This window comes from Mesorhizobium sp. 8 (assembly GCF_006351905.1).
Classification (GTDB): Bacteria; Pseudomonadota; Alphaproteobacteria; order Rhizobiales; family Rhizobiaceae; genus Mesorhizobium; species Mesorhizobium composti.
This window is the reverse complement of record NZ_CP040914.1, coordinates 3,124,127-3,143,293: the sequence shown is the minus strand read 5'-3', so window position 1 is coordinate 3,143,293 and position 19,167 is coordinate 3,124,127. Positions and strand designations below refer to the sequence as shown.

16 protein-coding genes are annotated in these 19,167 nt (G+C 63.1%); 7 read left to right on the top strand and 9 right to left on the bottom strand.

Translation table 11 applies throughout. The features are described 5' to 3' along the window. Positions 1-29: 29 nt before the first annotated feature. Positions 30-1,343: a cytosine permease gene (locus FGU64_RS15280; protein ID WP_139953965.1), complete on the bottom strand. Its 1,314-nt coding sequence runs from the start codon at positions 1,341-1,343 to the stop codon at positions 30-32. A 676-nt stretch (positions 1,344-2,019) separates the two neighbouring features. Here FGU64_RS15280 and FGU64_RS15275 point away from each other — a divergent pair. Beyond that, the gene (locus FGU64_RS15275) at positions 2,020-2,487 is read left to right on the top strand and encodes a (2Fe-2S)-binding protein (RefSeq protein ID WP_210239031.1); all 468 of its coding nucleotides are present in this window, start codon (positions 2,020-2,022) and stop codon (positions 2,485-2,487) included. Between the two features lie 2 nt (positions 2,488-2,489). Continuing rightward, positions 2,490-4,796, top strand: a complete 2,307-nt coding sequence (locus FGU64_RS15270) for a molybdopterin cofactor-binding domain-containing protein (RefSeq protein ID WP_139953963.1) — start codon at positions 2,490-2,492, stop codon at positions 4,794-4,796. A gap of 157 nt (positions 4,797-4,953) precedes the next feature. On the opposite strand, the gene FGU64_RS15265 is transcribed toward FGU64_RS15270, so the two are convergent. Both FGU64_RS15265 and FGU64_RS15260 read right to left on the bottom strand, forming a co-directional pair. After that, positions 4,954-6,135 carry a PLP-dependent aspartate aminotransferase family protein gene (locus tag FGU64_RS15265; RefSeq protein WP_139953962.1) on the bottom strand — a complete coding sequence of 394 codons (1,182 nt, stop codon included), beginning with the start codon at positions 6,133-6,135 and terminating at the stop codon, positions 4,954-4,956. A 130-nt stretch (positions 6,136-6,265) separates the two neighbouring features. Beyond that, on the bottom strand, positions 6,266-7,459 hold the full coding sequence (locus tag FGU64_RS15260; RefSeq protein WP_139953961.1) for a serine hydrolase: 1,194 nt from the start codon (positions 7,457-7,459) through the stop codon (positions 6,266-6,268). Between the two features lie 433 nt (positions 7,460-7,892). Here FGU64_RS15260 and FGU64_RS15255 point away from each other — a divergent pair, with 433 nt between their 5' ends. The 4 genes from FGU64_RS15255 to FGU64_RS23340 all read left to right on the top strand — a co-directional run bounded on the left by FGU64_RS15255 (position 7,893) and on the right by FGU64_RS23340 (position 11,851). Further along, positions 7,893-9,362 carry a hypothetical protein gene (locus FGU64_RS15255; protein WP_210239030.1) on the top strand — a complete coding sequence of 490 codons (1,470 nt, stop codon included), beginning with the start codon at positions 7,893-7,895 and terminating at the stop codon, positions 9,360-9,362. 228 nt (positions 9,363-9,590) lie between these two features. Further along, the gene (locus FGU64_RS15250) at positions 9,591-10,295 is read left to right on the top strand and encodes a Crp/Fnr family transcriptional regulator (RefSeq protein ID WP_139953960.1); all 705 of its coding nucleotides are present in this window, start codon (positions 9,591-9,593) and stop codon (positions 10,293-10,295) included. 384 nt (positions 10,296-10,679) lie between these two features. Continuing rightward, a complete protein-coding gene (locus tag FGU64_RS15245; RefSeq protein ID WP_230978740.1) occupies positions 10,680-11,372 on the top strand; it encodes a response regulator transcription factor in 693 nt (230 codons plus the stop codon). Between the two features lie 128 nt (positions 11,373-11,500). Continuing rightward, positions 11,501-11,851 (top strand): hypothetical protein, encoded by a 351-nt coding sequence (locus FGU64_RS23340; RefSeq protein WP_180375541.1) that lies wholly within the window; start codon positions 11,501-11,503, stop codon positions 11,849-11,851. Between the two features lie 93 nt (positions 11,852-11,944). On the opposite strand, the gene FGU64_RS15235 is transcribed toward FGU64_RS23340, so the two are convergent. The 3 genes from FGU64_RS15235 to FGU64_RS15225 are packed head-to-tail and all read right to left on the bottom strand — an operon-like array spanning position 11,945 to position 14,702. Next, the gene (locus tag FGU64_RS15235) at positions 11,945-12,598 is read right to left on the bottom strand and encodes a PIG-L deacetylase family protein (protein ID WP_136357255.1); all 654 of its coding nucleotides are present in this window, start codon (positions 12,596-12,598) and stop codon (positions 11,945-11,947) included. Next, positions 12,595-13,410 (bottom strand): sugar phosphate nucleotidyltransferase, encoded by an 816-nt coding sequence (locus FGU64_RS15230; protein ID WP_136357257.1) that lies wholly within the window; start codon positions 13,408-13,410, stop codon positions 12,595-12,597. Before FGU64_RS15230 ends, FGU64_RS15235 begins: the two co-directional genes overlap by 4 nt. Then, a complete protein-coding gene (locus tag FGU64_RS15225; protein ID WP_139953959.1) occupies positions 13,407-14,702 on the bottom strand; it encodes a class I SAM-dependent methyltransferase in 1,296 nt (431 codons plus the stop codon). Before FGU64_RS15225 ends, FGU64_RS15230 begins: the two co-directional genes overlap by 4 nt. A gap of 313 nt (positions 14,703-15,015) precedes the next feature. On the opposite strand from FGU64_RS15225, the gene rfbC reads away from it, so the two are divergent. Beyond that, positions 15,016-15,543, top strand: coding sequence for a dTDP-4-dehydrorhamnose 3,5-epimerase (rfbC, locus tag FGU64_RS15220; protein WP_139953958.1), 528 nt, complete (start codon positions 15,016-15,018; stop codon positions 15,541-15,543). 15 nt (positions 15,544-15,558) lie between these two features. Here rfbC and FGU64_RS15215 read toward each other — a convergent pair whose 3' ends face one another. The 3 genes from FGU64_RS15215 to FGU64_RS15205 form a co-directional block, all read right to left on the bottom strand. Continuing rightward, on the bottom strand, positions 15,559-16,875 hold the full coding sequence (locus FGU64_RS15215) for a DUF4910 domain-containing protein (protein ID WP_139953957.1): 1,317 nt from the start codon (positions 16,873-16,875) through the stop codon (positions 15,559-15,561). A gap of 5 nt (positions 16,876-16,880) precedes the next feature. After that, positions 16,881-17,939 carry an NAD(P)-dependent oxidoreductase gene (locus tag FGU64_RS15210; protein WP_139953956.1) on the bottom strand — a complete coding sequence of 353 codons (1,059 nt, stop codon included), beginning with the start codon at positions 17,937-17,939 and terminating at the stop codon, positions 16,881-16,883. A 481-nt stretch (positions 17,940-18,420) separates the two neighbouring features. Beyond that, complete coding sequence (locus FGU64_RS15205; protein ID WP_139953955.1) at positions 18,421-19,035, bottom strand: TetR/AcrR family transcriptional regulator; 615 nt, start codon at positions 19,033-19,035, stop codon at positions 18,421-18,423. Positions 19,036-19,167: the final 132 nt, after the last annotated feature.

Below are 19,167 nucleotides of genomic sequence, written 5' to 3'. Positions count from 1 at the left end.
GGCCGACGGCCGGCCCCTCCGGTGAAGGATCAGGCCGGTGCCCTTGCCACGGCCGACTGCCTGCCGATGAGGGCGTAGGCGACACCGCCGGCGAGCATGGCGCAGATGGCGGTGCAGTATTGCGGCGCGTAGAAGTCCACGACGAAGGCGACGGCCGACCCGATTGCCCAGGCGACGAAGGCGGTCGGCCGCCAGTCCTCGCTGATTTCCGCATTCTTCCTGTAGAGATACTGGTCGACGAGGATGATGGCGCCGATCGGCGGCACGAGGATGCCGAGCAGCGTCAGCCACTGGATGAAGAAGGCCCAGACGTTGCCGGCGGCGACGACGATGCCGACGATGCCGAGCACCACCGCCATGATGCGCATGCGGGTGCCGATGATGCGCGACCAGCCGGTGGCGGCGTGGTAGTGGACGTGTGCACAGACCGAGCCGAGATTGCAGTAGAGGAACAGGAAGGCCAGCAGGCTCAGCCAGCCGATCTGCTTGGCGTGCATGTAGCCGAACATGTTGTCGGCGCCGAAAGGATTGGCGTCCGGAACGGCAAGGGCTGCAGTCATGACGCCGCCGACCAGCATGGCTGCCAGGTTGGCGAAGGGAAAGGCCGAGAAGGTGGCGATGATCGAGCTTTTCGAATCCCTGGCCCAGCGGTTGATGTCGGCGCTCACCGTGCCGGCGTCGATGAAAAGCGCGATGACCACCGTCAGGCCGACGCCCATCGACATGGTGGCGGCGCCGTTGTTGCCCGCATAGGCGAAGACAGCGTCCCAGCCGGCGGTCGAGGCGGAATCGAACACCACCCAGCCGCCAAGGACGACGAACAGCGGAACCGAGATCAGCCCGATCAGATGCAGGCCGTGCACGCCGATGAAGGTGATGCCGATATAGAGAAGGCCGGCAACGATCGTCATGGCGATGTAGTTCAGACCGTAGGCCGAACTGATGAGCGCGCCGGTGATGCCGGTCTGGACCGCGAACCAGCCGAGCAGCAGGGTCGACAGCAGCCCGGAGGCGAAGACGTAGCCTTTCTTGCCGAAGACGATGGAAGCGAGCAGTGCGAAATTCATGCCGCGACGCGTTCCCAGCACGCCGAGCGCGCTGACATAGGCAAACATGATGAGGTTGCCGATCAGCATGGCCCAGAAGGCATTCCTGAAACCCATGCCGAGCACCAGGATGGAGCCGGTCATGGCGCCCGTGATGATCATCGGGAAGCCGATCCAGACGGTCGTCACCGAGAAGGCGCTGCGCCTGGCCGCCATCGGCACAGGCTCATGCTCGTATTCCTCGCCGAGAACGTGGTCGACGTCGTCTCTTGCATCGATGTTGCTTGTTTTGGTCATTGCGCCCTCCTGGGCCGATCGCGTTGCGTGGGTTGAGGCACGTCGTCGCGATGGGACGTCCTTGTCCGCGCCCGCATGATCGTCGGAAGCACCGGCTTCGACCACGGATCACCTTTATCCCGGTCGCAATTTCCGCATGGACTGTACACGGCAGTTCCCCTTCTGCACTGCAACGCCGCGCCGGTTCCCACATCTCGGTCGGGTATCGCCTAAACGACAAAGGCCCCCCGATGACTTCGTGACAGAAGTCAAAGGGAGGCCCTTTTGCCTTGATCTGATAGGGTGGCCCCGTTGCCACCTGCCTTATTTAACAGGCGAAGAAAAACGTACCGCCGGCATTGCTTCAAGTCAAACATAAATATGAATGAAACACGCCGCCCCAGTCATAGGCGCTCGACCGCTTCTCATTCGAAAGCCGGCCCACCTGTCCGCCGCACGATCAGGCAGGAGCGTGGCGCCTGTCGCCGTTCCTCGTCACGGCGGCGGTCATGCTGCGGCCGTGGGCGCGTCGGCGAAGGTGCAATAACCCTATAGTGCTTGTACCAGATCATATTTCTTTGAACGAGCGCGCCGTTGACGGTGTCTCGCCCGCAGCCGTAGCTTCTTCACGCTATCGTGCTTTGCACGACCACCCAGCGGCATGGCCCCGGACACGCCGCAAGGCAGGAGGCTACCGATGTCCATCACTCTCAACGTCAACGGCAAGGATCATGCTGTCGAGGCAGATCCCGACAGCATGCTGCTTTACGCCCTGCGCGACGACCTCAAGCTGCACGGACCGAAGTTCGGCTGCGGCCTGTCGCAATGCGGCGCCTGCACCGTCATCATCGACGGCGCCGCCACGCGCTCCTGCGTCACGCCGCTGTCGAGCCTCGACAAGGGCAGCAAGATCACCACGCTGGAGGGGTTGGGCACGCTGGAAAAGCCGCACCCGCTGCAACAGGCTTTCATCGACGAGCAGGCAGCGCAATGCGGCTACTGCATCAACGGCATGATCATGACGGCGAAAGCGTTCCTCGACGAGAACCCGCATCCGAGCCGCGACGATATCAAGGACGCCCTCAACGACAACCTCTGTCGCTGCGGCACCCATATGCGCATCGTGCGCGCCGTAGAACGCGCCGCCAAGGCGAACGGAGGCTGACCATGAACACGCGCCCCGAAGACCTGCACGCCAAAGGCACGCTCACGCTCGACCGCCGTTCCTTCCTGAAGGGCTCGGCCGGCCTCGTCGTCGCTTTCGCGATCGTCGACCCGGTCGCCGTGATGGCAGCCGGGGAAGCGGCGACCGACTCGGTCGCTTCGCCCAATTCCGCCAAGCTCTACGCCTGGCTCGCCATCAATCCCGACAACACCGCGACGCTCTTCACCGGCAAGGTCGAAACCGGCACCGGCGTCGAGACGGCGCTCGCCCAGATCGCGGCGGAGGAACTGGAGTTTCCCATCGACCGGCTCGACGTGGTGATGGGTACCACCTCGCAAACGGTCGACCAGGGGCCGACATACGGCAGCATGAGCGTGCGCTATGCGGGGCCGCAGATCCGCCATGCGGCGGCTGCGGCGCGCAAGGCGCTGCTCGACCTCGCCGCCGCCCGCTTCAAGCTGCCGGCACAACAGCTCGAGGCCAAGGAAGGCGCCGTCTCGGTGATCGGCGCGGCGGGCAAGACCGTCACCTTCGGCGACCTGGTCGCCGGCAAGCGCCTCGACATCGAAATCGGCGCGAGCGGAACCGGCTTCGGCCTGAAGGTCGCGCCGGATGCGCCAGTGAAAGATCCGTCCACCTATTCCGTCGTCGGCCAGCCGGTGCGGCGCAAGGACATTCCCGGCAAGGTCACCGGCCAGTTCACCTATATCCAGGACGTCAAGGTCGACGGCATGCTGCACGGCCGCGTCGTGCGGCCCTATGGCGTTGGCGCGACGCTGGAGAGCGTCGACGACACCGGACTGAAGGACATCAAGGGCTTCGTCCAGGTGGTGCGCAAGGGCAATTTCCTCGGCGTCGTCGCCGAGACGGAATGGGCGGCGATCCAGGCCGCCGAGAAGCTGGGCTCCGGGCTGGACCCGGAAGGCCCAGGCGCCGGCCAGGCCAAATGGTCGGACTGGCAGGGCCTGCCGGAGCAGGATGCCGTGTGGGACACGCTGCGCAAGACGGCCGGCACCAACACGTCCGTCGCCGCCAAGGGCTCGGTCGACCTCGCCTTGCCCTTCGCGGAAAAGACGATCCAGGCCACCTACAAGACGCCATTCCAGATGCACGGCAGCATCGGGCCGTCCTGCGCCATCGCCGACGTGCAGGAGGACAGCGCGACCTTCTGGGCCGGCACGCAGATGCCGCACCAGATGCGCGCCGACATGGCGCAAATGCTCGGCATTCCGGAAGACCGCATCGACGTCAAATGGTTCGAGGCGTCCGGCGCTTACGGCCGCAACGGGCTGGAGCACGTCATTCCCGATGCCGCGCTGATGTCGCAGGCGGTCGGCAAGCCGGTGCGGGTGCAATGGATGCGCTGGGACGAGCACGGCTGGGAGCCGAAAGGCCCGCCCATCGTGCAGGACCTGACCGGCGCGCTCGACAGGGACGGCAACGTCGTCGCCTGGCGCCATCATATGTGGGTACCGACGACCGGCGACACGCGCCTCATAGCCGTCGAGCTTGCCGGCCTGCCGGAGATCGGCAGCGAGGGCTCGGGCGACGCGGCGATCAACTATGCCTACACCTTCGACAACGCCGATGTCGCCAATCACGGCATGGGCCGCGTCGGGCTGCTGACGGCATGGCTGCGTTCGCCGGCGCAGTTCGAGACGACCTACGCTATGGAAGCCTTCATCGACGAGATGGCGGCCGCCGCCGGCCAGGACCCGCTGTCGTTCCGGCTGAAATACCTTGCCGACCAGCGCGCCATCGATGTGCTGCGCGCGGCGGCGCAGGCCTATGGCTGGGAGAACCGGCCGTCGCCCGCCCCGCAACAGGAAGGCAAGCTCGCCAAGGGTCGCGGCATCGCCTGGGTGAACCGCGACGACGTGCGCGTCGCCACCATCGCCGACGTCACGGTGGACCGCGAGAGCGGCGCCATCAGCGTCAAGCGCGTCGTGGTGGCGCACGATTGCGGGCTGGTGGTCAATCCCGACGGATTGCACAACCAGATCGAGGGCAACGTCATCCAGTCGCTCAGCCGCACCCTGCACGAGGAGGTGGCCTTCGACAAAGCGCATGTGACCAGCCGCGACTGGGAAGGCTATCCGATCCTGCGCTTCAACGAGATACCGGACACGATCGACATCGTGCTGGTCAACAACCGGCCCGAATACCCGTCCTATGGCGGCGGCGAGCCATCGACCTGCCCGACGGCGGCGGTGATCTCCAACGCCGTCTACGACGCCATCGGCGTGCGGCTGAGGCAGACGCCGTTCCGCCCCGAACGGGTCAAGGCAGCGATCAGCCGCACCGGCTGAGAACCGGCGGCGCCCGGCGACATGCCGGGCGTCGAGCCGGACGACCTGGGAATACCCCCAAGAGCCGACGAAGACTTACGAGGTCAGGCCTTTTGCCACTCCATGAGATGGAGGTAGAGCCACCTGCGATAACGTTCCACCGTCCGTTACCGACTCTTCAACGCGACAAGGCGCGTTCGAGATCGGCAATCAGGTCGGCGGCGTTTTCGATTCCTACCGACACCCTCAGCAGATTGTCGGTGATGCCCAGCTTCTCGCGCTGCTCGAGCGGCACCACCTTGTGCGTCATGCTTGCAGGGTGCTGGATAAGGCTTTCGACGCCACCCAGGCTGACGGCGTAGGCGAACAGGTCGAGATTTTGGGCGACCTGGTTGGCGCGCGCCTGTCCGCCGGACACGGCAAACGAGATCATCGAGCCGAAGCCCTTCATCTGCCGCCTGGCTATCTCGTGCCCGGGATGATCCGGGAGTCCCGGGAAAATCAGCCGCTCGATACCGAGCCGCGCGCGGTTCCGGTCCAGGAACTCGGCGATCCTGGCGGCATTTTCGACGTGCCGGTCCATGCGCACCGCCAGGGTCTTGAGCGAGCGAAGCAGCGTGGCGCAGCTTACCGGATCGAGCACGGCTCCGACCGAGTTCTGGAGGAATCCCAGTTGCTCGGCCAGATCGTCCGGCACGCTGTTGGAGAGCGCCACGACGCCTGCCAGCAGGTCGGAGTGACCGTTCAAGAACTTCGTCGCCGAATGCATGACGATGTCGACGCCCATTTCCAGCGGCCGCTGGCAGCAGGGAGATGAAAAGGTGTTGTCGCAAACCGTCAGCGCGCCGCGCTCGCGCGCGATCTTGACGACTTCCGCGATGTCGACGATCTCAAGCAGCGGGTTCGATGGGGTCTCGAACCAGAGCAGCCGGGTTTCGGCCGTCACTGTCCGGCGCAACGCCGCGACGTCCGCGAAGTTCACGAAGTCGACCTTGAGCCCGGCACTGCGGTTGCGCACCTTCGAAAGCAGGCGGTAGATGCCGCCATAGACGTCGTGGTGCGCGACGATATGGGCGCCTGCATCCATCAGCTCCAGTATGGTGGCAGCCGCAGAAAGGCCGGTCGGGAAAGCGTATGCCGCCCGCCCGCCCTCGAGATCGGCGAGGCACGCTTCCAGCGTCGCGCGCGTCGGGTTGCCGCTGCGCGAATACATGTAGCCCTTGTTCTTGCCGATCCCGTCCTGCACGAAGGTGCTTGCCGTATAGATGGGCTGGACGACGGCGCCCGTCAGGGGATCCGGCTGCTGACCCGCGTGGATCACCCTGGTTTCGATCGCCAGCTGGTTGGGTCGGGAACTCACGTTATCTTTCTCCGAAGTTCAGGAACGCATGGGCCACGGGCCCGGCTTGGATGAAGCCCTATCCTGTTTTTCGATCACGAGACAGAGCGCCAAGGCCGATTGAGGCCAGCGAGGCCATTCCGGCGTCCGGTCATGCCAATTCCAGCGCGTCGCGGATGGCCCTGACGGCAGCGATGGCGGTGCGCGTGCGCACGGCATCGACGAAATCCGGCCAGCTCGACAGGATGACGGCGGCGAAATCGGCCGCAGGGTCGATGTAGATCAGCTGGCCGAACACGCCGCGCGCCATATAAGCAGCGCTTTTACCGCCCTCGATCCAGAACTGGTTGTGGTAGGCGCCCTCGGGCAGCACCTCATGGTAGACACCGCCGAACAGCGCCGGCCGCGCTCCAGCGGTGATTTCCTGGATCCAGGCGGCCGGGACGATGCGGCGGCCATCGATCTCACCGCGCCCCAGATGCAGCAGGGCGAAACGTCCGTAGTCGCGCAGCGTGGCGTTGAAGCCGCCGTCGCCGAGCGCGTAGCCGGCCGGATCGACGGTGAAACACGCATCCTCCCAGGCTCCCATCGGCGCCCACAATTCGCGGCTCACCAGTTCCGCCAGCGGCGTCGCGGTGGCGCGCTGCAGGACGAAGGACAGCACGTCGGTTTCGACCGAGCGATAGCGGAAGGATGCGCCATGGGCGCATTCCGTCTCGGTCAGCGTCAGGATCAGTTCCCACACCGAAGCCGGCCAATCCGCATGCCGGCGTTCCTTCCAGCCGCTGGCGGCGTCGATCTTGGCCATATGCGAATCGAGCGCCGTGTAGGTTTCGTCGAAGACCACTCCGCTCGTCATGTCGAGCACGTTCTGCACCGTCGCGCCACGATAGGCGGTGGCGTCCAACTCGGGCAGGTATTCTGTGACAGGCGCCGCCGGATCGATGACGCCGCGGCCAACGAGGATACCAGCGACGGTGCCGACGACCGATTTCGCCACCGATTGGGACAGGTGCAGCGTGTGTGCGCTCATGCCGTTGTGGTAGCGCTCGGCGATGATCTTGCCACGATGCAGGACGAGCAGGCCGTCGTTGAAGCTGGTGCCGAGAAAGCCGGCGATCGTGTCGCGGCGGCCATCGACCTCGAAGCCGATCCGGTCGATGTCCTGATGTGCCTCGGGCAACGGGCTTGCCGGGCCCTTCCCACGCCAGACCTGCGCCGTCGGCATCATTTCGCGCACATGCTGGAAGGTCCAGCGATTCCATGGCGCACGGTCCCAGTCCGGGCGCGGGATGACCGGGGCGCCGGGATTGGCGGGGTCGCGGAACGGATAGGAATCTGTCATGGCATACGGTCTCTCGGTGGAAAACGGCATGGGTCAATCCTTGCGCAGGCAGGGGTCGCCGACGGACTCGCCGAGCATGGCGGCCATGTCGCTCATCCTGGAAAATTGTCCCGCGCCTTCGCGCTGAGCCTTGTCGGAACGGCATCGATCAACAGCTTGAGGATACGTGTCAATATGGAAGTTGGTATCCCGACATGACGATATTCGACCGGATCGCGACGCCACCCGTCGCGACGGTCGCAAATCAAGACCTTGGAGACGGCTCATCCGGAAGGCGTATCTTCCGCGCATCCTTCCGTTGCGGGGCGCCCGGCGGCTACCTCATTTAGCGGCCTTGTCTCTCCCCGCCATCTCCCGAAGGATGCAGTCTAGGGGCAGTCTCTGCCGCCTGGCAGGCATCGAGACCGGGACTGAAGCGGAAAGGCCGGCGACCATGCAGCTCTCGATTGCGGGACTGAGCGTATGCGCCATCATCCTGATCGTCGCGCTCTACTCGCGTGGCACGCTGATCGTCGGGCTGCTTGCGTCGCTTGCGTTCGGCTCGACGGCCGCCATGACCCTGACGTCGCTCGGCGGCTCCTCTCCTCTCATCTATACGCTGTTCGCGATTCTGCTGGTGACGGCGGTCACTGCGAGACGCCACATCTGGTATGAGCTTGGCGGCGCATTGGGGAGCATCCGCTCGCTTTGGATTCTGATAAGCCTCATGACATACGCGGCCATCGGAGCGTGGCTGTTTCCAAGGTTCTTCGCAGGCCAGACTGCCGTCTTCGTCCAGTCGAAGACCCGGGGCGCGATCGTCGAAGCTTCCCTGGCTCCGGTCTCCGCCAACATTTCGCAGACGGGCTATTTCATTCTCGGTGGCCTCACCGCCATCGCGCTTTGCGTGCTGCTTCTGCGCGCCGACAAGATCGCCGAGCTGCGCCGCGGTTTCTTCCTCTGGTGCTGCCTGCACACGGGCATGGGACTGATCGACCTCGTCGGCAAGAACGTCGGAGCGGGAGACCTGCTCGCTCCGATCAGGACCGCCAGCTACGCCCTTCTGACGGACGCGGTCGAGGCCGGGTTCGCGCGGATCACAGGCGCCTTTTCCGAAGCCTCTTCCTTCGCCGGCGCGTCCCTCGCCTGCCTGGCATTCTGCTATACCTACTGGAGAAGGGCCGGCTCGCGCCTTGCGCAATGGCTGACCGGGCTGCTGCTGCTGCTGACCGTTCTGTCGACGTCCTCGACCGCCTATGTCGGACTGGCGGTCCTGTGCATCCCGGTCGCCCTCTCGATGTCGGTGTCGGCCTTCAAAGGGCGATTCGAGCGCGAGGAGATACAGATCCTGGTCATCGTCGTCCTGGCTGCCGTCACGGTCATGGGCATCAGCCTCTACAACGCCGGCGCCCTGGATCCTTTCGTGCGCCTGATCAACACGACCCTTATCAACAAGGCGACCTCCGCCTCCGGCGAGGAGCGGGCCTACTGGAACATCAAGAGCCTCCAGTCTTTCCTCGACACCAGCGGGCTGGGAATCGGCTTCGGCAGTTCGCGGGCATCGAGCTGGCCGATCGCAGTTCTCTCCCAGCTTGGCGCCTTCGGATCGCTGATGATGGCGATCCTGGTCGGCATCCTCGCCATCGGAACCGCAAGGATGCGGCAGTGGATGGAGCCGGAAACCTGCGCCGTGGTCGCAAGCGTCAGGAACGCTGCCCTCGCCAGCATCGTCGCCAATACCGTTTCCGGCGGCAGCGCCGACCCGGGCCTCCTCTTCTTCATCGGTTTTGCCGTTGTTTCCGCCACGAGGGCCCGCGCAAGGCGCACGGCCATCCTGCTCGGGCAGCACCGGCTGCGCATGCGCACAACCGGCTCCGTCACGATCAGGGTCGGCGGGCCGGCGGCAGGGCAAGGAATAGCATGAAAGTAACAGCGAAGCCGTCGGAACGTCTACGCGCTGTTACAATGCACCCTTATCTTTTATCGCCTTGGTATGTGCAAGACGCCAGGATGATCCAGCCGGCCGCCGCTTGTCACGCGAAGTGTCTGCGAGCACGAAAACCCAGCTTGCCGCCACAAGGCCGCCTTGATCTGGCGCTTCATATTCAAGCATTGCAAGTTGTGTTGAGGTTGTGAAAACTCGCAGGTCTTCATGCAGACACTGTCGCAGTTCTTGGCATCACATCCGGCCGGGGGAGCTCCATCGACAAGCGACTGGGGCAACAACAATCATGTCGGGGTTGCCCCGAAAGTCTACAAACCGCATTCGATCCTCTGCCGCCAGGATGATGAAAACGACACGATATTCATCGTGAAATCGGGTTGGTGCCTCCTTTACCGCGAATTGCCGGACGGAGAACGTCAAATCCTCGACACTCCACTTGCGGGCGACACTATCGGCCTGCGGTCCATGAGCGGACCACGTTTCGCGTCGCTGATGTCCATAACGGAGGTGGCCGTCTATGAAATATCGGCAAGGGTGTTGCTCGAGAATTTCCTGGCGGACGGTGATCTCGCCCGTAAGATCACCCGGTCGCTGGCGCGCCTGAACGCCATTCTTGCCGAGCACCTGGTAAATATCGGGCGACGGAACGCGATATGCAGGACCGCACATTTCCTTCTCGAACTGGATGAGCGGCTGACCGATGTCGGCCTGTCGGCCCATGAGGAATACGACTGTCCTCTCACCCAGAACGAGCTTGCGGACATCCTGGGCATGACCCCTGTCCATGTTAACCGGACGCTGAGGGAACTGCGGAAGGCCGATCTGGTCTCTTTCAAATCCGGTCATGTAAAGATGTTTGACCGCAGAAATCTTATAAAGTTATCAGGCTTCGAAAGAGAGTACCTGACCTAGTATTCTCCTCCTAGTCAGTCTTTCTCCAGCTGTTTCCAGCTCGCAGATGCCGTGCGGCAATACAGTGTCGCGCTCACTGAATTTTGATCATTTCATAGATACGTTTTCGACCCAGATATTTATAAAAAATTAACCCAAGTTAGAGACCGCCGGTAAATTACCCATAGTATGTACGAGACGGTTCTTAATTCAGGCATCGGCAGGGCCGCCATCGAAGTTGCGCCGATGCAATCCAGTCTCAGGCTTTCTTAGGGCGGGGTCATTCTTCTAGATCGTGGAACCAAGATTTGCCGGCCCGGGAAACGCCTTGTTCAAAAGGTGGGCGCGATGAGTTCAACAGCGGGACTTCATAGTTACACGGCCGCACGACAGCCAGTGGTTCCCATGGGGGGAACCGACAGTGCTTTCTACAAGGAATGTCTTCTCATATTGGATGGAAGGGCGCTCGATCGGGAATGTCTCGCGTCGGCTCTCGTTGATCACCAGCTCGGCATGGCGGTTGTCGCCGCCAGTTCGATCGAAGACTGGGGCGTGAAGAAGGCTTCCGCTCCTCCGCTGGTCGCCATACTTTTCAATCTTGGCGGTCGAAAGGTCACCGATCCCACCACGGCCGGCGAAATCGCCCGCATAGCGTCCGAATTCAAGGCGGTTCCCGTCGTCGTCCTGGCAGACAACGAGGATCTTGCACAGATATTGGCGGCGCTCGAATGCGGCGCAAAAGGCTATATCCCGACGTCGGTCGGCATCGACGTCTGCGTCGAGGCGATCAACCTTGCAGTGGCGGGAGGCATCTTCGTGCCCGCCAGCAGCGTCCTCTCCGTCCGGCACCTGATCGACTCGGGCCACCGCGACACGCAACCCCTGTCGAGCATGTTCACCCTCAGGCAAGCCGAGGTCGCCCAGGCGCTCCGGCGCGGCAAGGCGAACAAGATCATCGCCTATGAATTGAACCTGCGCGAAAGCACCGTGAAGGTCCATATCCGAAACATCATGAAGAAACTGAAGGCGACCAATCGCACGGAAGTCGCCTACAAGGTCAACGATCTCTTCGCCGAAGGCATGTTGACCGAAAAGTAGGCCAAGGATTTTTCGTATCGCTGGAGTCCGCGCGGGTCACGTCTTCGCGGACTCCATTGCCATGGATACGATACGGCGGCCGGCGGGATCGGCCGTCAATCGGCGGAGCAGGCAAGATCGGAGAAAGTGTGCCGGCCTACCCAGCTTACCGCTTCCTCGATCGTATCGAAATTTCTGTGCTGGCCGCTCAGACGCCCGAAACCCGTCTCGAGGAACCACTTGCCTTTTGTCGCGTATTCTTCCTCATCGATCCTGGTCAGGATCGCGACCAGCTGGTCGGACTTCCAGACAAGAACGCCGCTTTCTCCGCCCTCGACCGTACCGATACGGGCTTCATTCAGCGAAAACCCGTCCGCAAATCTTGCGTGGTCCACCTTGATGAACCCTCCCCCTCACTTCTGCATGCGTTGAAAAAATGTGCTTGTTTTGATTTTTTCTTTGCCGGCCGTTTCTGCGAACTTTATTGCGCCGGGAAATAATAAAAGCTCATTAGCAGATGCGCAGATAGGTTAAAAGGGCTTTCGCCCGTCATCCACTGACATCTGCTGACGGTTTTCTTGGCGAGATGTTCATTAGAGGATTCTCGCCTTGCGGAGCGTGAAAGCCTCGGCGAAATGCTCGGGCGCGCGGCATTCCATGCCACGCAGCCTGGCAAGCCCTATAAAGGTCTCGCGGTCGAACCAGTCCTTGGAACGCTGGGTTCCGAAATGCGCATGGAGAAGCTCGACCTTGCGTTCGAGAAGCGCGGCGGCGAGCGGCACATAGGCGTTCGGCCGGCCGAGGTCGCCATCCCATTTCGGGATTTCGTATTCGAGCACCAGATGGTCGCGAAAGACGTTCCAGGTCAGCTGGTTGACCTCCCGGTGATCCTGATGGGCATCCCGCCTGGCGTGCGTGAACACCACGTCGGGATGCGTGCGCGCCCTGAGGTCGATCATCCACCGCTTGATCGACCGGCTGTTGGAGGGAAAGTAGCTGTCCTCGAAATCCGCAACGTCGACGACGGCCGACGCCGCTCCTTTCAGGAAGGCTTCCGCCGATGCGCGCCCCTCGTGCGAGCGCTCGCCGCCGGCGCTCAGCACGCACCAATGGACGTGCAGTTCGACGCCTGAATCGATCAGGGAGAGGATCGTGCCGCCGGCGCCGATCTCGATGTCGTCGGAATGGGCGCCCAGGCAGAGGATCGAGAGCTTTTCTCCAGGGCGCGCGAGGCCGAGTGCCTTCATGACGCGGCCAGCATGATGGAGCGCCTGTTCTTCTCGGCGGCGACCTTCATGTTCCACGGCATGTCGCCTTTCTCGACCATGTCTTCGAGCGACTGCCAGTCGCGCAGCGTATCCATCGAGCGCCAGAAGCCTTCGTATTTGTAGGCCATCAGCATGTTGTCGTCGATCAGCCGCTTGAAGGGCTCGATCACCAGTTCCTCGCCGTCGCGCATGTAGTCGAAGACTTCGGGCCGGAAGAGGAAGTAGCCGCCGTTGATCCAGATCTCCGAGGTTTCTGCCGGACGGATCTCGCGGACGCGACCGTCTTCGGCGATATCGGCCAGATGGTATGTCAACGGCGCGTGTACGGCGAGGAAGCAGCCGATCTTGCCGCTTGCCTCGAACCTGGCGATCATGTCGTCGAGGTTCACGTCGGTCAGCCCGTCGGAATAGTTGGCCAGGAACATCTTCTCGTTCCTGACGTGGTCGCGCGCGGCCCACAGGCGTTCGCCGATGTTGCGCCAGATGCCCGTGTCGAGCAGCGTAACGCTCCAGTCCTTGACCGTATCGCCAAGCAGCTCGATGCTTTCCCCGCCATGCGAAACCACACAGTCGGAAAAGGTCTCCGGCCGTGTGTGCAGGAAGAAATCCTTGATGACGTTAGCCTTGAAGCCCAGACACAGGATGAACTCGTCGTGCCCGTAGTCGCTGTACCACTGCATGACATGACGCAGGATCGGCTGATGGCCGAGCGGGATCATGGGCTTGGGAATGCTCTCGGAATAATCGCGGATGCGCGTGCCGCGGCCGCCGCAGAACAAGACGACTTTCATCTCGGTAACTCCGATGGATCGATCACTGTGACGAAGGGGATCGGCACCACGAATTTCGCGTTCCATGCGGATACGTGATGCATCTGCTCGACGATCTCGGCCTTGAGATTCCACGGCAGGATCAGGATGTAGTCGGGCTTGGCATGGTCGATGGCCTCGACGGGCCTGATCGGGATGTGCATGCCGGGCGTGAAACGACCGTGCTTGTAGGGGTTGCGGTCGACCGTGAAGTCCAGGAAGTCTGTGCCGATGGCGCAATAGTTGAGCAGCGTGTTGCCCTTGCCCGGCGCGCCGTAGCCACAGACTTTCTTGCCTTCGTTCTTGGCCGCGATCAGGAACGCCAGCAGATCGTGCTTCGCGCGCTGCGCCTTGTGGCCGAAAGAGGCATAGGTGGCCATGTCGGTCAGCCCGTGCCGCTTTTCGAGATCGAGCAGCCTGCCGACCCTTTCGCCGACCGGCCGGCTGCTGTTCTCGTGGGTGAGATAGACGCGGAGCGAGCCGCCATGGGTGGGCAGTTCCTCGACATCGATCAACCGCAGCCCGTGGCGGGCGGCCATCAGATTGATGGTCAACAGCGAAAAATACGAAAAATGCTCGTGGTAGATCGTATCGAACTGGTTCTCCGCCATCAGCCGCTCGATATGCGGGAACTCCAGCGTGACGACGCCCTCGGGCTTGAGCAATATCTTCATGCCAGCAACGAAGTCGTTGAGGTCGGGCACCTGGGCGAGCACGTTGTTGCCGGTGATGAGATCGGCGCGGAGCCCTTCGGCCACCATCTGCCTCGCCAGCCGGACGCCGAAGAAATCGACGCGGGTGGGCACGCCCTTCTCGATCGCGGCGCGCGCGACATTGGCCGCCGGCTCAACGCCCAGCACCGGTACGCCGAGCGGCAGGAAATGCTGCAGCAGATAGCCGTCGTTGCTCGCCAGTTCGACGGCAAGGCTGTGGCCACCAAGGTCGAGCCGCTTGGCCATGGCCTCGCAATAGGCCTTCGCATGGGCCACCCAGCTTGCCGAGTAGGAGGAAAAATAAGCGTACTCGCTGAAGATCGACTCGGGGCTCATATATTCCTTGAGCTGCACCAGATAGCAGGTGTCGCAGACCAGCACGTTCAGCGGATAGTAGGCTTCCATCTGGTCGAGCTGGTCGGCCCGCAGGAAATTCTCGCAAGGCGGCGACATGCCGAGGTCGACCAGAGTGTGACGCAAACGCGACCCGCACAGTCTGCACCCCGCAAACGCGTGCGCGGCCTTGGCTTCGCGAACGATTTCGACTGCCTGAATGTTCATTCCCCGCTCCCGCCGGCCGGTTGAAATTCGCAGGCGCGCCGGCCTGGCATCGCCTGCCGTGCCTTCGTGGCACCTGGGCAGGCTAGGGGGGAGGAACGCGGGGTTCGATTTGCCAATCCGACGGGGACCTTAATCCTTAATAGGGAAAGGGACAGGCGGCGGTGACGGCGCGACCGCCGAATGGTCAGGCGGCCCATCCCGCCCTACCGCTATCGGAGAAGCCGGCTAGCGCTTAGGTAGCTCTTCCGGCGCGCACCGGGCCCCCGGAAAATCGGGGCGCCGGTCGTGATCGGCCGCCGGGGGCTGGAGTGCCATGCGGTTTACCGAGACGGAATTGAAGGGCGTCTGGCTGATCGAGCCGACGCCGATGGTCGACGACCGGGGCTCGTTTACCCGCTTCTTCTGCGAAAAGGAGATGGCCGATTGCGGGCTGGTGACGCGCTTCGTCCAGCACAGCCGCTCCTGCTCGACCGCCAGGGGAACGCTGCGGGGGCTGCACTATCAGAGGGAACCGTATGCCGAGGTCAAGCTCGTCTCCTGCGTGCGCGGGGCGATCTTCGACGTCGTCGTCGACATGCGGCCGAATTCGCCGACCCGCTACCGCTGGCTTGGCTTCGAGCTGACGCACGAGAACCGCCGGCAGCTCTACATTCCCGCCGGCTTCGCCCACGGGCTCCAGACGCTCACCGGCGATACCGAGGTCTCCTACCTCATATCCCAGTTCTACACGCCGCACGCTTCGACGGGCGCGCGCTACAACGACCCCGCCTTCTCGATCGATTGGCCCGAAAGCCCGACGGCGATGTCGGAACGCGACCGGTCGTGGCCGCCCGTCCGCTAGCGCATCGGACAGAGCCTACGAAGCGGCGGCGAGCAGACCGTGCTCCACCAGGAGCCGCGCAGCGGCGGCGAGTTCGCTGAAGGGCAGGCCCGAGCGTTCCGCCATGGCGAGCAGCGAATGCCTGCCGTCGGCCAGGTTGAGCACCCACAGCAGCGCCATCGAGGTTGCGCCCGAGGCTTTTTGTCCGCCCAGGGCCGCATAGAGACCGCGCCGGCCGAGTTGCGGCTCGCCCTTGGGAAAAAGGTTCAGCGGCGTCCAGTCCTCTTCGACGATGTCGATCACCCCCGTCAGGATACGGAACGAGTCCTCCAGATGTTCGGGAGCGATGAAGTCGAGATTGTCGGCCGACGTATGGTACTCTGGAAACTCGCCGTGGACGCTCCGCTGGAACATGCCGACGGGAAGATCGAAACCCGGCGAACAATATTGCCGCTCGTCATAGCCATAGGGCGAGAAATCGAGCAACCGCGCGCCGGGTTCGGTACCCAGCACATGAGCCATGGCACGGTCGATGAAAGCGTCGGCACGCCGGCTTCGCTTGTAGGTCGGTCGGCCAGCGTCGCCGACGCAGGAGACCACCAAACCATGGTCGATGAGATGCAGTCGATCCTCGTTGCGCGACAGCCAGGTGATCGCGCCGATCGTGCCCGGTGCGAACAGGAAACGATAGCTGTAACGCGTTTTCCTTGCCCTCAGGCTTTTCGCCAGCAGCGCCAGCAAGGCGAGGCCGGAGCAATTGTCGTTGGCGAGCGAGGGGTGGCAGATGTGGGCCGATAGAAGGAATTCCCGCTCCGATTGCCCGCGGTGCAGGTATTCGCCATAGGTGAGGCTGCCGTCCTTGAGTTCGGCATCGATCTCCACATGGTAGAGGCCGTCGGGCAGGGCAGCCGCCTGCGCATGTGCCATGCAGAAACCCCATGCCGGCGCGTAGTAGCTGGTGCGATAGGGGATCAGGTCCGGCTGGTCCGGCAGCGTATGGATATGCGCCTTCAACTCGCCGAGCGGCAAGGCTCCCGTGAAGGGCTGACTGTAGTTGACCACATGCAGGTTGGAGTCGGCGAAGTCGACGACCTTTTGCCCGTCCGGACCGGTGATGATCGCCGCGCGAACGGTCCATTCGGCAGGAACGACCCAGTCGAGCACCTGCGTTCCGCTGGGCACTTCGTGGCGTTTCAGATCGATATGGTCCGACAGCATGTCCAGCGTTTGCCGCACGCCGTCCCCGGTAATGCTCCTGCAGATCGGATAGAGGCGTGCGGCCAGATCGTAGATGTCCTCACCGATGCCCGCAGAGGCCGATTGGGCAAGCGCGCCGGGGTTGACGTGCTCCATGCCGGCTACACCGCCGCTACCAGGGCTTTCGGTGCTTCGGACAACCGCATCCGCCCGTCGAGCAAGCCTTTGGCCATGAGATACTTGATATGGCCGATCCGCTGGAAGCGCGGCCCCTCGAAGTCCTCGAGCGTGACGTTCGATTTCCGGTAGGCCCGGTAAAGCTGCTCGGCACCCTTGCGCGCGTCCCATTGCGGCTTGAAGGCGGGTAGGGCGCGGGCGATCTTGTCGAAGCTGACGCGATAGGACCGTTTGTCCGGCCCGGCGTCGGAGGCATATTCGAGCCGACAGCCCGGCACCACCTCGGCGACGATCTCGGCGATGTCACAGATCCGGTAGTTATGATCGGTCCGCCCGACGTTGAAGGCCTGGTTATGGACGACCTCCCGCGGCGCTTCCAGCCCGGCGATAAAGGCCCGCGAAATGTCCTCGATATGGACGATCGGCCGCCACGGCGTTCCGTCGGATTTCAGCAGGATGACGCCTTTCGTCACCGCCCAGGCGACGAGATTGTTCAGGACGATGTCGAAGCGCAGCCTGGGCGACAGGCCGTAGGCCGTGGCCGGGCGGAAATAGACGGGCGAGAAACGGCTGTCGGCCAGTTGGGAAATGTCCCGCTCCGACAGCACCTTGGACCAGCCGTAAGGCGTGACGGGTTTCAGCTCGCCCGTCTCGTCCACCATGCCGTCGCCCGCCTGCCCGTAGTTGCTGCACGAGGAGGCGAACAGGAAGCGCGACACGCCCGCTTCCTTGGCGGCGACGGCGAAGCGGACGCTGCCCCGGTGATTGATCTCATAAGTGATGTCCGGATCGAGATTGGACAGCGGGTCGTTGGAGAGAGCCGCGAGGTGGATGACGGCGTCGAACCCTTCGAGATCGCGCGCATAAACGTCACGGACATCCTTGTGGATCGAGGGAATCGAAATCCGCGTTCCGCCCGCGACAAAGGTACAGCGCCGGTAGAGATCGCTGTCGTAGCCGGTCACCGAATGACCGGCCTGGAGCAGCATCGGCACCATCACCGAGCCTATGTAGCCTTGATGGCCGGTTACCATGACTTTCATCGCACACCTCTGGCTTGCATTGCAGGTGAGAGGCTATGCGGGCGCCGCGAAACGGAGGAGAACGCCGATGGGAGATCGGTATGCGCCCTTGGAAGAAGCCGCGTCTCCGGCTCGTTCCTTTGGATGGCGCGCGCCTTCATCCGTTTGGAGGGGCCCCGCGTGTCAATGACCATGGGATCGGGACCCTGTATTTCCGCGCAAAAGGGATCCCTGTTTTGGGTGAAGAAGGGCGCTGGCTAGTGTCAGGCGCCTTCTCGTTGCGCCGTCGGCGTAAGGGATCGTGTCGGAAACACTTCGGCTTGCTTTCGGCCAACTATACAGGATCGCTGGCGACGTCGCTTCACGGCTGATAGTTGTGGCCGATTTGTTTGCGCCGCCTATGCCACTTGCTTCGAGGCCATGCGCTTTTCGTGCAGGCCCCATATGTACCCGAAGGCGCAAACGTGGAAACGGGCAGATCAGATGCCAGCAGCACCGTGCGTCAGTGCGCCCTGCCTGAACCGCCGCCGCAGGGGCTCTTGGCCATGAAGGCCGTTACCACGGTCTCGGCAATGGCGACGAAGCGCGCGGCAGCACCCGTCGGCCCGGTGCTGCGCCAGTTGAACCGGGCGCCTTCGATCAAAAGGGTCAGCGCATCGACCAGCAGGTCCGGCTCGGCGACGCCGGCGTCGCGGCAGAGCGCGGCAAGCCGGCGCTTGTGGCCCTTGCGGATTTCCTCAACCACATGGCGCGCCGGATGGTCGCTTTCGACCAGTTGTGCGGCGGCATCGAGCAATTCGCAATTGCAATGGGCGACGGTGACGAACTCGCCGGCCCGCCTCACCCAGTCCTGGAGTTGCGCCCGTGGATCATCCGGATGCGCCGCCTTGAGGTCCGTCCAGAAGCCCTCGGCTTCGGCCGCGGCCCGCTCGATGCAGACGACGACCAGATCGTCCTTCGAGCCAAAGTGACGATAGAGCGTCATCTTGTTGCTGTCGGCGGCTTCGGCGATCGCGTCGACGCCGATCCCCTTGATGCCGTGTTTGCGGAACAGGTCGCGCGCCGCATCGATGATGCGTTCGCGTGGCGGCGGCGCCAATCTGGCAGGAGCAGTCATCAGCGTTTCCTCGCCTTCAGTCTTGTCGCTGAATGGCCCTTGACAATGTTACCAACCCGTAACATCTACTGTTACTAGATAGTAACATCCGCTGTCGCAAGTCAAGATCAGACTGAGAAAGGCGGCGCACCG